At 39.0% G+C, this 13,222-nt stretch carries 11 protein-coding genes; all 11 read right to left on the reverse strand.

Annotated features, from left to right (window positions below; translation table 11 throughout):
* Positions 1-146 precede the first annotated feature (146 nt).
* The 11 genes from ftsZ to R6U77_RS19495 all read right to left on the reverse strand — a co-directional run bounded on the left by ftsZ (position 147) and on the right by R6U77_RS19495 (position 13,216).
* Positions 147-1,286, reverse strand: coding sequence for a cell division protein FtsZ (ftsZ, locus tag R6U77_RS19445; RefSeq protein WP_319836875.1), 1,140 nt, complete (start codon positions 1,284-1,286; stop codon positions 147-149).
* 40 nt (positions 1,287-1,326) lie between these two features.
* Positions 1,327-2,619, reverse strand: coding sequence for a cell division protein FtsA (gene ftsA / locus R6U77_RS19450; protein ID WP_293922080.1), 1,293 nt, complete (start codon positions 2,617-2,619; stop codon positions 1,327-1,329).
* Between the two features lie 286 nt (positions 2,620-2,905).
* Positions 2,906-3,268: a small basic family protein gene (locus R6U77_RS19455; RefSeq protein WP_293922081.1), complete on the reverse strand. Its 363-nt coding sequence runs from the start codon at positions 3,266-3,268 to the stop codon at positions 2,906-2,908.
* Between the two features lie 3 nt (positions 3,269-3,271).
* On the reverse strand, positions 3,272-3,991 hold the full coding sequence (locus R6U77_RS19460; RefSeq protein ID WP_319836876.1) for a DUF881 domain-containing protein: 720 nt from the start codon (positions 3,989-3,991) through the stop codon (positions 3,272-3,274).
* Between the two features lie 12 nt (positions 3,992-4,003).
* Positions 4,004-4,732, reverse strand: a complete 729-nt coding sequence (locus R6U77_RS19465) for a DUF881 domain-containing protein (protein WP_319836877.1) — start codon at positions 4,730-4,732, stop codon at positions 4,004-4,006.
* Entirely contained in the window at positions 4,710-5,531 is an 822-nt protein-coding gene (locus R6U77_RS19470) for a cell division protein FtsQ/DivIB (RefSeq protein ID WP_319836878.1), read from the reverse strand. Before R6U77_RS19470 ends, R6U77_RS19465 begins: the two co-directional genes overlap by 23 nt.
* A gap of 83 nt (positions 5,532-5,614) precedes the next feature.
* On the reverse strand, positions 5,615-6,700 hold the full coding sequence (ftsW, locus tag R6U77_RS19475; protein WP_293922088.1) for a putative lipid II flippase FtsW: 1,086 nt from the start codon (positions 6,698-6,700) through the stop codon (positions 5,615-5,617).
* 19 nt (positions 6,701-6,719) lie between these two features.
* On the reverse strand, positions 6,720-8,072 hold the full coding sequence (gene murD, locus R6U77_RS19480; RefSeq protein ID WP_319836879.1) for a UDP-N-acetylmuramoyl-L-alanine--D-glutamate ligase: 1,353 nt from the start codon (positions 8,070-8,072) through the stop codon (positions 6,720-6,722).
* Positions 8,069-9,043 (reverse strand): phospho-N-acetylmuramoyl-pentapeptide-transferase, encoded by a 975-nt coding sequence (gene mraY, locus R6U77_RS19485; protein ID WP_293922092.1) that lies wholly within the window; start codon positions 9,041-9,043, stop codon positions 8,069-8,071. Before mraY ends, murD begins: the two co-directional genes overlap by 4 nt.
* Positions 9,044-9,064: 21 nt before the next feature.
* Entirely contained in the window at positions 9,065-10,993 is a 1,929-nt protein-coding gene (locus R6U77_RS19490; protein WP_319836880.1) for a penicillin-binding transpeptidase domain-containing protein, read from the reverse strand.
* Between the two features lie 72 nt (positions 10,994-11,065).
* Positions 11,066-13,216, reverse strand: coding sequence for a penicillin-binding protein (locus R6U77_RS19495; protein ID WP_456319658.1), 2,151 nt, complete (start codon positions 13,214-13,216; stop codon positions 11,066-11,068).
* Between the last annotated feature and the right edge of the window lie 6 nt (positions 13,217-13,222).

The raw sequence follows: 13,222 nt of genomic DNA on the forward strand, positions 1-13,222 counted from the left end.
TATTGACTAGTAAAAAAAGTAAAATAGAGAGGCCTTGTTGTGAGGTCATTATAGAAGTGAATCTCTTTATCGGCTATTTTCATGAGCAAAACAAAAATGAGGATGTTAGGAAAAGCTTTTGCCTTTCCTAACATCCTCATCATTTGCTACCCACGATTTCTACGGTTACGTAAAAATGTTGGAATATCTAGTGTATCTTCTTGTTGATAGTTTTGTGTTTGACGTGGTGCTTCCTGCTGTACAGGCTCTTGACGAGACGTTTGCTGCTGTGCAGGAGCTTGTTGCTGTCTCGCCCCCATACTCGGGCGCACGTTTTGACGTTGTGTTAATATATCATCTGAGAAGCCTGTCGCAATAACTGTTACGATAATTTCATCATCTAAGTTATCATTAATAACAGAACCAAAAATCATATTTACTTCTTCATCTGATGCAGAAGCCACAATATCTGCTGCTTCTTGTACTTCGAATAAGCTTAAGTTTGTGCCACCTGTAATATTCATGATAACACCTTTTGCACCATCGATTGATGTTTCAAGCAGAGGGCTTGAAATTGCTTTTTTAGCAGCCTCTGTCGCGCGGTTTTCACCAGCAGCGATACCAATTCCCATCAAGGCTGAGCCTTTATCAGACATAATTGTTTTCACATCGGCAAAGTCTAAGTTGATTAAACCAGGTGTTGCAATTAAATCTGAAATACCTTGTACCCCTTGACGCAATACATTATCTGCCTCACGGAATGCTTCTAGCATAGGCGTTGATTTATCAACAATTTGTAATAGCTTATCATTTGGGATAACAATTAATGTGTCGACAGCTTCTTTCATTGCACCGATGCCACCTACAGCTTGTGTTTGACGCTTACGGCCTTCAAATGAAAATGGTCGTGTCACAACCCCTACTGTTAATGCACCTAAATCGCGTGCAATTTGAGCGATTACTGGAGCTGCACCAGTACCAGTACCACCGCCCATACCTGCAGTAACGAATACCATATCAGCGCCACGTAACACTTCTTCAATTTGCTCACGGCTTTCTTCAGCCGCCTTTTTCCCTACTTCCGGGTTTGCACCTGCTCCTAAACCTCTAGTAAGCTTTCCGCCAATCTGTAATTTATGTTCGGCTTTTGATAAATTTAAAGCTTGAGCATCAGTATTTACAGCGATAAAGTCTACACCTTGTACACCATGTTCAATCATACGATTTACAGCATTATTACCGCCGCCACCTACACCTATTACTTTAATGACAGCAAGCTGATCACTACTTGTATCAAATTCTAACATTCATTTATCCTCCCACTTCACTCGACTTTTCGTAAGCCTACTATTCAAAGAACTTATTAAAGATATTTTTTGCTTTATCAATAACGCTCACTTTATTACTATTATCTGTGTATTCTACTTGCTGAGATTGCTTTTTAGTAGGAGCTGCTTGCGATGTTACCGCAATATATGGTGAAGCATCTGTGACCGCACTTCTTCCGTAGAACTTATCATCTGCATATGCATAACGAATTAATCCTACTGATGTTGTAAATGCTGGGTCGCGTACACCTATATAATCTGGTACAAACACCCTTACACGTGTTTGCATTACTTCTCGTGCAAGCTGGGCAAGACCTTCTAGCTGTGCAACACCACCAGTAATAACAATACCTCCTGGCAAATCGCTAACACCTAGACGTGCTAGTTCATCTAGCACGAGCTCAAACATTTCTTCTAGACGTACCCCAATAATTTCAGCAATATAACGTTGATTATATTGATCTGTTGCATCTGTCCCTACTACAGGTACTTCAAACAACTCATCATCTGAGGCATCATCATAGAAAGCATGTCCAAATTGTCTTTTTATTTTTTCAGCTTGCTCAGTCGGTGTTTTTAGGACAATCGATAAGTCTTTTGTAATATGTTCCCCACCTACTGGGATAACTCCTGTATGCTTTAATAAGCCTTCTTCAAAGACAGCAATTGTTGTTGAACCGCCACCTAAATCGATGTAAGCAGTGCCCTGATTTTTTTCATCTTCTGTCAAAGCAAAATAACCTGCTGCTAAAGGCTGTAAATAAATTTCTCGAATTTGTAAACCAGCTCGCTCTACACAACGCAACACGTTATGTAGTAAAGTTTTTGAAGTTGTAATCATTGTTGCATCCATTTCTAAACGAATGCCTATCATACCGCGCGGGTCTTTAATTTCATCAAGATTATCCACAATAAACTGCTTAGGTATTAAGTTTACTAACTCACGCTCTGGCGGGATAGACATAACTTGTGCAGACTCAATGACGCGTTCTAAATCGTCATCACCAATTTCACGATTTTCACTATTTACAGCAACGACACCTTTTACCGGTTGTAAAAATGTTTGATTTGCTGGCACACCTAGTATTACATCGTGTATTTTAATCCCTGTCATTCTTTCAGCTTGCTCAACTGCTTTTTTAATTGATTGTACCGTTGCATCAATATCAACAATGGCGCCTTTACGAATTCCAGTCGATTTTACATGACCGACACCAATTACATGTAATTGTTGCTCACTCATTTCACCTATTAGCACTTTAATAGAGGATGATCCAATATCCAGCGAAATATAAATATCCTGTTGACTCAACTCGCTGCACCTCCTTCTAATACTCCTAATGTTCATTCTATTGCAATTTTTCGTTGTTGTCTAAGCTTATTCGCTTTTGTAATGAAATTTTAATGAGATTTCTCTTCATTCAGTACAATACTCCCACCTCTATCGTTAAAGAGATAGCTACTTTTTTAATAAATGTCTAAATACCTATTAAATTGCGCTAGACTTACAACGAATATGATAACTTAGAAAATGAAGCAAATTGGCTATCTATATATACTTTACCGCTTATTTCCTAGCAATTCACTCTAAAAATTTATTATATTTCTTGTTTTTTTACTTTTCTTTCATCCAGTTTCGTTAATAGTATACGTCGAATGACCGCTATATTTTGAAACAAGCGAACACCAAATGCAAAAATTGCGGCTAAATATAAATCAACACCGATATGGACACCTAAAAAGGCAAGACCTGCTGCAAGTGCAATGTTAAAGAAAAAGCCTGATATAAATACTTTATCATCGTATACTTCCTGCAATTTTGCGCGTATACCACCAAACATTGTATCAAGTGCAGCCAACACTGCAATCGATAAATAATTTTCATACACTGCTGGAATTTGAATATCCGTTAATAGACCTAGCGCAACACCTAAAATCAGTCCTAATAATGGCAGCCACATATTCTAATCCCCTTTAGTTGCTTCGCTCAAATAGCTCTTAGTTATTTGAGTTGCTATATTTTTAATTTGAATAAAGCTTTTCACATCGCCAACAACGAGCTCTAGATTATCAATATAAAACTCGTCCATTAATGAAGATGAAAGCAAATAATTATACAATTTTTGCGCTAGTTCTTTAGATGGCATAATAATTTTCACTTCGACATCCGTTTTGCTAATTGGCACACTATTAATTGTTGTGGCTCCATTAATATCTCGAATAGCTGAGGTATATAGAAGTCGCTGACCATCAATTTCAACATATTGACCACCATTCCGATAAATATCATTAACTAAACGAAATAAAAGCTCTGGAGAGATTGCCTCTATCTCATAGCCATACTCAATTAATTCTTTGGCAGGTTTAATTGTAAGCGTTAAACCTGGTCCTGTAACAGGTGCTAATCCAATTTGACGATGTAAATCAAGAACTGTTTCTTGCAATACAAGCTCTGGATTGCTTGAGTTCACATCCTCGTATTTACTTACGACTTCATTCATTGCTTGAATATTTGTTAATAATTCAGAATGGCGCTTTTTTTCCTCGGATAGTGCTTGTCTAATTTCCCAAATATCCCTCGTATCTCGTTCCTCTGGATTTTGCATCGTGTTATACTGCACAGCTAGCATAAAGCCTATGACAAAAGAAATAAGCGTAATATGCAAGCTTTTATTCTTCTTCATTTACCTCCCCCCTCAACTTTCTGCCGTATTGGAAGGCATGGAAATTAAATTGCTTTTTTCAAAGGTCACATTAATTTGCTCATTTAATAATTGATCAAAAACGCCTCCTGGAATTTCTAATGAGGCAATAAGCGTATTCGGCTCTCCTATCGCTTCAATAACAAATGGCGCTGGCGATTGCTTACCATCAATCGTAATGACAGGACCATTACAGCTTATATAAGAATTTGTTTTTAAGCGCTGGCCGTTAATAGCAATTGCCTCTGCTCCTGCAATTTTCAGCTCTGTTAGCACTTTAAAAATATGGCTTTCATGCACGATATAATCATTTGGATTCGTCGAATTTGGATCATACGCGCCATCTGCTAACGTTAAGCGGATGCCTTGTCCTTGCCCCGCAATATCACCAAGCAAAAGTCGTAAGCGCTCCGCCTCTGCCACTAAATCCTCATGCTGCTCTGCATTAGCTGTTAAATTCTTCTCATAGCTGCGAATGGTTTGCTGCAAATGATTCAGCTCATCGGCTAGCTCTTTATTACGCTCTTGCTGAGTAATGAGCTCTTCACGATATGTTTCCTGCTGTTGTAAATAGATAGGTGAGCGTGAGCTTAATTTCTTATTATCCTTTGTTAAATTATAGGAAATACCAATGATAAAGCCTATCATGATACAAACAATCAGCATAATAAAATATTTACGTTGAAACAAGGAGGGCCTATTATTCCTCTGATTGTTCTTCATTTTGCTCCACTCCTTGTTGCTCGTCCTCAACGTTCTCAACTTGGGCATACTCTTTGACATAAGAGCGATAATACTCCCCTACTTCAATGTCAATAACGCCTTTTTCATGCCCCTCTGTATTTTCAATTACTGCCACAATTTTTGGATAATGATTTAGCTTACTCGCAAGCGTTGTAATTTCTGCACGTACCTCATAGCCATCATTCATAAATAAAGTAATTGCATAGGGGTCAGTAGCTGTTGGTGTTGCTTTAATTTGTGAAATCATCGCTAACACCTCTTTATTTAGCTTGGCAAGCTCCTTTAATAGACGTTTGCGAACTTTTTCATCATCAAACTCAAGAAATATCGGTGCATCAATTGGCACAAGCTTGTCCTGCCATGATAAAATCACACCATTTTCTAGCATCGGATAAAAGTTACTATCCTTTGCTATATAGGCTACCTTGCTCCATTCCTCTATTTGAATAGAAACTGTTGTCAGCCATTTTCGCTTAACAGTGACGGCCTTCACCCAATCTTGCTTCAATATTCGAGCCTCAATATCATTTTCTTTAAAGCTCCACATAGAGTCTCCAACATTCAAGCCTGATTGCTCCTTATAAAATGTCTCATCTTCAATACTTCCACCGGTGACATCAATTGTTTTAATATCACTATAAGGTGATTGGAAGTAAAGGAGTAAAAATAAAATCACACCGAATATTGTTGTTAATAAAATAAATTTAACGTTTGAGCGCCGCCGACGTTTCGCTCTTAGTGTAGGGATACGTTCTTCTATATCAATTACTTTTTTCAATTTTTACTCCTCCTTCCTGTTGTATTCATTTACTATTTTTCATTGTCCTAAGAGAGAAAAATTGCTTTTCAATATCAAATTCATTACGTCTCGGCGTAATTGATTTTTATAATGAGCGCAACCGTTATCCAAATAACGATTAATGAAGTGCCACCGTAGCTAATGAATGGTAGCGTTACCCCAGTTACTGGTAATAGACCAATAACTACACCAATATTCAAACAAGTTTGTAGCACGAGCATCGTCGTTAAAGCACTTATCATATAAAATTGCTCTAAACCATATGCTCGAATGGCTAACGTATAGCCGCAATAAAATAAAGTAGCAAATAAAACTAATATTACGCCCCCACCAACGAATCCCATTTCCTCTAATATAATCGAGAAAATAAAATCATTTTGTGGCTCTGGTAAATACAAATATTTTTGGCGACTTTGCAAAAAACCATGTCCAAATAATCCTGCTGGTCCTATAGCCATTAAAGATTGCACTGCCTGAAAGCCACTGCCAAGCGGATCAGACCATGGATCTAAAAAGGATTTAATACGCTCTAAGCGATATGGTGCTGAAATGATGAGCCCTATTAAGCCAGCTCCACCAGCTAGCATTAAAAAAATATACAGCTTAATCGGATACTTTGCGATAAAAAGTACAATAAAGGCTGTCACAACTAAAATAAAAACAGAGCCAAAATCGGGCTGTAGCATAATCAAAATCACTGGTAAAAATATGATGATGAAATGCTCTAGCTTTACAACTTTTTCAAAGGACTTCACCTTTGAAAGCCGTGCACTTAAATATAGCAATGTTGTAATTTTCACAAGCTCTGCTGGCTGAAGTGTTAATGGACCAATACCAATCCAGCTTCGAGAACCGTTACGCCAAATCCCAATACCTGGTATTAACACAAGCACAAGCAGCAATAAAGAAAACAAATAAAGCATGAAAAGCTTTTTTTCAGTTAACGCTGGACCTTTTATAATCATGACAAATACAAGACATGCTATAACAAAATAAATCATTTGTTTAATATAAAAGGGCGTTTGTCCTTCATAATGAATTGCGCTCCAATATGTACTAGCTGAGTACACAAATACAATTCCAATTATCGTTAACAGCAATGCACAAAAAGCGAATAGCTTCTGATAATAGTGCGTCAGTAAGGGCATCCTTTCTTATAGGACTTTTTTAAATAAGCTTCATTACCGCATCAATAAACAAATCACCACGAATTTCAAAGCTCGCATATTGATCCCAGCTTGCACATGCTGGCGATAATAGCATGACATCTCCTGCTGTTACAAGCTTCGCCGCATACATCACCGCATCCTCAACATTCGTCGCTGCAACAGTTTGCTCGACACCACACGATTTAGCAAACTCAATAAAGCGTGCCCCTGTCTCACCAAATGCAACAACCGCCTTTACATTTCCCATGACATTGCGCAATTCCTCAAAGGAATGTCCACGATCAAGACCGCCAGCTAAAAGAACAATCGGTTGAGAAAATGCGGATAAGGCACTTTTTGTCGCAAGACAGTTTGTCGCTTTGGAGTCATTATAAATTTGCACACCTTGCCAATTGCGGACAAATTGCGTGCGATGCTTAACGCCAGCAAATGTTGCTAAAATCTCCTTTATCGCAGCAAGTGGACATTCCACTAACAATGCAGCCGCTACAGCACATAAAATATTTTGTAAATTATGCTCTCCAGGCAAGACGATGCTAGAACGATCAAATAAATATTCTCCCTGCCAATAAATAGCTGTCGCATCTGCACTAATTCCTTCTGCAGCTCTTCCGCTTGTTGTAAAAGGAATTTTTTGTGCCTTTGATTTGGCCGCATACGCTGCTACAATTGGCTGCTCTGCATTGTAGATGAAATAATCATGCTCATCCTGATTGCGTGTAATCGCAAATTTTGCATCAGCATATTCCTCAAAGGAGCTATGATAGTCTAAATGCGCCTCATAAATATTCGTTAAAATGGCAATATGCGGCTTAAATGTGCGTGTCCCCATTAATTGAAAGCTTGAAAGCTCTGTCACTAAAACTTGCTCTTTCGTTGCTGCGGCAGCTACACTACAAGCAACCGTTCCGATATTCCCTGCAATTAACGGCTGTCGATTGCCATGCTCTAGCATTTCAAACAGCAATGTCGTTGTAGTTGTTTTACCGTTTGAGCCAGTAATGCCAATAAAAGGAGCCTCACTTACTAAATATGCAAGCTCCATCTCCGTAATGACTGGTAATTGCCGATTTATTGCATCTGCTATAATCGGATTGCTATACGGAATACCTGGATTTTTGACAATTAACTCAAATCCTTCATCAAGTAAATCTTCTGGATGGCGACCACAAATAACGGTAATCCCCTTTGCTAAAAGGCTTTGCGCTTCTGGGTTTGCATCAAATGACTTCGCATCATTTACTGTCACAAATGCCCCGAGGTCATGTAGTAATTCAGCAGCTGCAACACCGCTTTTCGCAAGACCTAATACGAGCACTTTTTTATGCTGCAATCCTGTATAGTGAATCATAGAAACGCCTCCATTATTACTGCGATTAATGCCACAACTAACCCTGTAAACCAAAATACTAAAACAACCTTCCACTCAGACCAACCAGATAATTCAAAATGGTGATGGATTGGGCTCATCTTAAAAATTCGCTTTTTGCGCAATTTAAAGCTTCCTACCTGCAAAATAACTGACAATGTTTCAATAACAAACACTAACCCAACTAATAACAATAAAAGCTCTGCCTTGATTAAAATTGAAATCATCGCTAGTGCTCCACCAAGTGCTAATGAGCCTGTATCACCCATAAATACTTTAGCTGGATTGATATTAAAAATTAAAAACCCTAGCAATGCGCCTGTAATTGCAAATGCAACTAATGCGATGTCTGCCTGCTCATTAAACAAGGCAATGACAGCAAAGGCAGCAAAGGCAATGGATGCCGTTCCTGCAACAAGACCATCTAATCCATCCGTTAAATTAACAGCATTAGAGAAGCCGACAAGCCAAAAGATTAAGAAGGCTACATAAAATAAACCGAAATCAATTGAGTAATCTGTAAATGGAATTGCGACAGCTGTATCAAATGTTCCTAATCGCAATAACATAAATGCAGCAATCGCAATAATAATTTGACCAAGTAATTTTTGTAAAGACGTCAAACCTAAATTGCGCTTGAAAATTACTTTAATGCCATCATCTAAAAAGCCAATCACACCAAAGCCAATTAATACAAGTAACAGCACGACTGTATGTGTTGTAAATAAATTGAAGATATTAGCTGTAACCAATGTAGTCACAATAATAGCTACTAAGTAAATGATTCCACCCATCGTCGGCGTACCTGCTTTTTTCATATGCGATTGTGGACCTTCTTCTCGAATGCTTTGACCAAACTTCAATCTTCTTAAAAGTGGAATTGCGATAGGTGCTAACACAACCGTTAATATGAATGCTGTTGTTAAAATGGTCAATGTTGTTGCAAGTTTCATGTTAAATCTCCTTTAAGTTCATCAATGTTCATGTTTTTCTTCTGTTAAATATAAATGTATTGTACCTTGTTGTTCAAGCTTGCTCCCCGCAGAAGGCATTTGCTCAGAAACAATCGTTCCTTCACCGTGCCATTCAATCGTTAATGGATAATGCTGCTGTACGACTTCATCAACAGTTTGCCCAACAAAATCAGCTACCTCCACCATAATTGGATCTGTCCAAACCGTTACCTTTTCAATTTGTTCCTTTGACTTTTCAATGCCAACAACTGGTGCAACGTCCTCTATAATTTGCCCAACAATTGGCGCTGCAATAAGCCCACCAAATTGCAAATGATTTTTCGGATTATCAATTGCTACATAAACGATAATTTCTGGTTTATCTGCTGGAGCGAACCCAATAAATGATACAATATAATCGCCTTCTTTATATCGTCCATTTTCTACCTTTTGGGCTGTTCCTGTTTTCCCACCTATTCGCAAGCCTTCGCGAAATGCTTGCTTACCAGAGCCCTTTGCAACAACAGACTCTAATGCATGGCGCACTTGCGCTGATGTTTGTTCACTAATAACTTGGCGCTTTGCTTCTGGCGTATGCTCCACGATGACCTCTCCATCATCTGCAACAATTTTGGATACAACATGTGGCGTGTATAGCGTCCCTCCATTAATAGCAGCCGCTACAGCTTGCATTTGCTGAATCGGTGTCACAGAAATACCTTGCCCGAAGGATGTTGTCGCATGCTCAACAGGTCCAAAAGCCTTTTCAGAAAATAAAATACCACTTGCCTCACCTGCTATATTTGAGCCTGTTTTTTGACCAAAGCCAAAATCCTTAATATACTGCAATAGCTTTTGTGATCCAACACGCTGCCCGAGTTCAATAAAGCCTGGGTTACAGGAATTTTGAACAACCTCCAAAAATGTTTCATCCTTATGCCCTTCACGCTTCCAGCAACGCAAGCGTGCACCCTCAACCATCGTATAGCCAGGATCGTAAAAGTGATCCTTCTCCAAATCAACGACTCCTTCTTCTAAAGCAGCGCTCAATGTAATGATTTTAAAGGTAGAGCCTGGCTCATATGTCATGAAAACAGGTAAATTTCGATTGTAAATTGATGAATCAACTTTTTTAAAGTTGGTCGGGTCATATGTTGGAAAAGAGGATAAGGCTAAAATTTCACCTGTATTTGGATTCATTGCAATGCCAATCGCTTGATCCGCATCGTAGCGTTGCATTGCTTGCGCTAATTCTCTTTCCATTACTTGCTGTATTGTTAAATCAATCGTTAATTGAACGGTTGCACCCGACTCCCCCTCTTTCCATTCATCATCGACATGCTCCATCTCCATATTTTTCGCATCTGTAAATAAACGAATGGCAGCATTATTACCTGTCAGCATTTCATTATATTCATATTCAATTCCTGCTAAACCCTGGTTATCATAGCCCGTAAAGCCCAGAAATCTTGACAATAATGAACCGTATGGATATTGCCTTACATAATCAACACCGCTATATAAACCTTTAATTTTTAACGCCTGTATCGCCTCCACTTGCTCCTCCGTGATGTTTTTCCCTTCTGGTGCTAGCTTCACTAAATACACAGACTTCTTCATCTTCTCAAGCAATTCTGCCTCACTTGCCTGTAAAATTGGGGCAATCTGCTTTGCAGCAAGCTCCACATTATCATTTTGCTTCGGAATAAAGTAGAGCGTTGGTGCCAGCTTATTCGTTACAATCACTTCATTTTTCCGATCTACAATATTCCCACGCTCTGTAACAAATGGAATTTCGCGGTCCCAATTTGCCTTTGCAAGATCCGTTAGCTCATCATGTTGAATAATTTGCACATATACTAATCGTGCAATAATTGCGAGCCCGTATAAAAAAAAGGCGTACACAACAATTTTCAAGCGCTTTTTTGAAAGCAGTGAAATCCACTTCATTCGACACACTCCGTTTTTAACAAAGTATGTACAGAAGTGGACTTCTATTCTAACTATACAAAACGAACAACCTTAGTCTTGTGGTAATTGCTCGCCGTCTTCGTCAGTGTTTTCCACTTGCGGTGCAAAGCTTTCTTCAGGTGTTTTTAACTTTACAACGATTGGTGCTGTATCTTGAATAGCGGTATTTTCTGAGACGCTTTGACTATCTACATAGCCCTCACCAACAATTTCAATTGGCAAGCCAGATAACGCTTTATATATTAATACATTGCGCAACGACCAACCGATAAATGATGGCAACGTAATCGTTCCCTCCGTCTTTAAAAAGACGATGCTTCCTTTAGCTACCTCAGTATCTTTTGCAGGGTATTGCTCCACAATTGGTCCACCCTCACCAACAATGACTGGCGTTAAGCCTTGGTTAATAAGGTCTACTTGTACAGTTTCAGCGGATTTTTTTTCATAATCCGCTAATTTTGTTAGCTCTACCTCAGCACTTTCCTCAGGGTTAATATTAAAATATTTCAAGCTATTTTCCATTACCATTTTAAATACAGCTGCTGTTGGTTCAGAGCCAACTTCTGTTTCACCAAGCTTTGGTTTTTTCACAGCAATATACATAATAAGCTGTGGGTCCTCTACTGGCGCCATCCCTAAAAAGGAATACAAATAGTGATTTTTCCCTTCATAATAGCCTCCGCCATGCTCGTTAGCAATTTGTGCAGTTCCTGTTTTTCCGGCAACCTCATAGCCTTCTAGTGCAAAGCGTTGTGCTGTTCCTTTATCACTCGTTACAGTGGATGCCAAAATTTCCCGCACTTGCTTTGCTGTGTTTGCTGAAACAGGCTGACCTTTGACAATTGGCTCATCATCTAAAATCACTTTTCCTGTGCTTGGATCAACAATTTTATCAATGACATATGGCTGCATCATTTTGCCATCATTCGCAATGGCCGTCATCCCTTGAATAAGCTGCATTGGTGTTACAGTAGACCCTTGACCAAATGCTGTCGTTACTTTATTAACTGGATATTTAGATAGCAATGTACCTGTTACTTCGCCAGGCAAGTCAATACCTGTTTTCTGTCCAAAGCCAAAACGATCTAAATAGTCATAAAAAGTATCTGCCCCCATAATGGATAGCATATGTGCCATCCCTGTATTGGAGGAGCGTTGGATTCCTTCTAAATAGCTAATTTTCCCCCAGCCTACTCGGTTGTGGTCACGAATTTTGCGATCATAAACTACATATTCCCCTGACTGAAATTTCGCATTCGGATGCCAGTTACCTGAGTCAACCGCTGCTGCTAATGTGAAAGTTTTCATTGTCGAGCCTGGCTCGATAACATTTTCAATCGTTTCATTGAGCCAGTTACTTTCTAAGCCTACACGGTCTGCAGGATCAAATGTTGGACGCTGTGACATCGCTAAAATTTCACCTGTTTTAGGATTCGCAACAATCGCTGTCATCGATTCAGGATTATATTGCTTGTCCACTTGCGTCATTGCCTCATCTAAAAAGTTTTGAATTGTTTTATCTAATGTTAAGTAAATGTCCGCACCGTCTTTTGCGGGCTGAATCATTTTTTCACTATTTGGCAATAAGTAGCCTTTGCGATCGCTCTCATAGGATATTGAGCCAGGTGTACCTGTTAATTGTTCATTATACGTGTACTCTAGCCCCATTTTCCCAACAGTTTTTATTGTATTATCCTCCTGCTTTTCCTCGACTGCAAAGCCAATTAAATGCGAAGCGAACGGTCCATTTGGATAATAGCGCTTCGTATCCTTTTCAAAAATAATACCTGACAATCCATGCTCTTCAATTGCTAATTTTGTATCATAGCTAATCTTCCGTCCTGCCGCACCAAATTCAACCTGATATGGCGTTCTACCATCTGATAGCTTTCTCGTTAAAATTTGATAAATCTCTTGTTCATCCATTTCAATGTATTGCGCTAATATTTTTGCTGTTTCTGCTGGATCGACAACATGAACAGGCTCTTTTGAATTTTTAGATGCATCTTCATTAACAACTGCGACAAGCTTATATGCTAAAGTGTCTTCAGCAATAACATTGTCATTACGATCTAAAATACGCCCTCGATTTGCTGCAAGATGCACCTCTCGTGCATATTTAGCAGCAGCCTCCGCCTGTAATGAATAGCCATTTACTTCACTAGCCGTTTGTAAATGGACTATCCGCCAAAATAATAACAAAAAGAG

The sequence above is a fragment of the Lysinibacillus louembei genome (genome assembly GCF_033880585.1).
Classification (GTDB): Bacteria; Bacillota; Bacilli; order Bacillales_A; family Planococcaceae; genus Metasolibacillus; species Metasolibacillus louembei.

What these genes read in the sequence shown, in the direction of transcription:
- ftsZ (WP_319836875.1), bottom strand. Translation starts at nt 1,286, where the DNA reads ATGTTAGAATTTGATACAAGTAGTGATCAGCTTGCTGTCATTAAAGTA.
- R6U77_RS19455 (WP_293922081.1), bottom strand. Translation starts at nt 3,268, where the DNA reads ATGTGGCTGCCATTATTAGGACTGATTTTAGGTGTTGCGCTAGGTCTA.
- R6U77_RS19460 (WP_319836876.1), bottom strand. Translation starts at nt 3,991, where the DNA reads ATGAAGAAGAATAAAAGCTTGCATATTACGCTTATTTCTTTTGTCATA.
- R6U77_RS19465 (WP_319836877.1), bottom strand. Translation starts at nt 4,732, where the DNA reads ATGAAGAACAATCAGAGGAATAATAGGCCCTCCTTGTTTCAACGTAAA.
- ftsW (WP_293922088.1), bottom strand. Translation starts at nt 6,700, where the DNA reads ATGCCCTTACTGACGCACTATTATCAGAAGCTATTCGCTTTTTGTGCA.
- murD (WP_319836879.1), bottom strand. Translation starts at nt 8,072, where the DNA reads ATGATTCACTATACAGGATTGCAGCATAAAAAAGTGCTCGTATTAGGT.
- mraY (WP_293922092.1), bottom strand. Translation starts at nt 9,043, where the DNA reads ATGAAACTTGCAACAACATTGACCATTTTAACAACAGCATTCATATTA.
- R6U77_RS19490 (WP_319836880.1), bottom strand. Translation starts at nt 10,993, where the DNA reads ATGAAGTGGATTTCACTGCTTTCAAAAAAGCGCTTGAAAATTGTTGTG.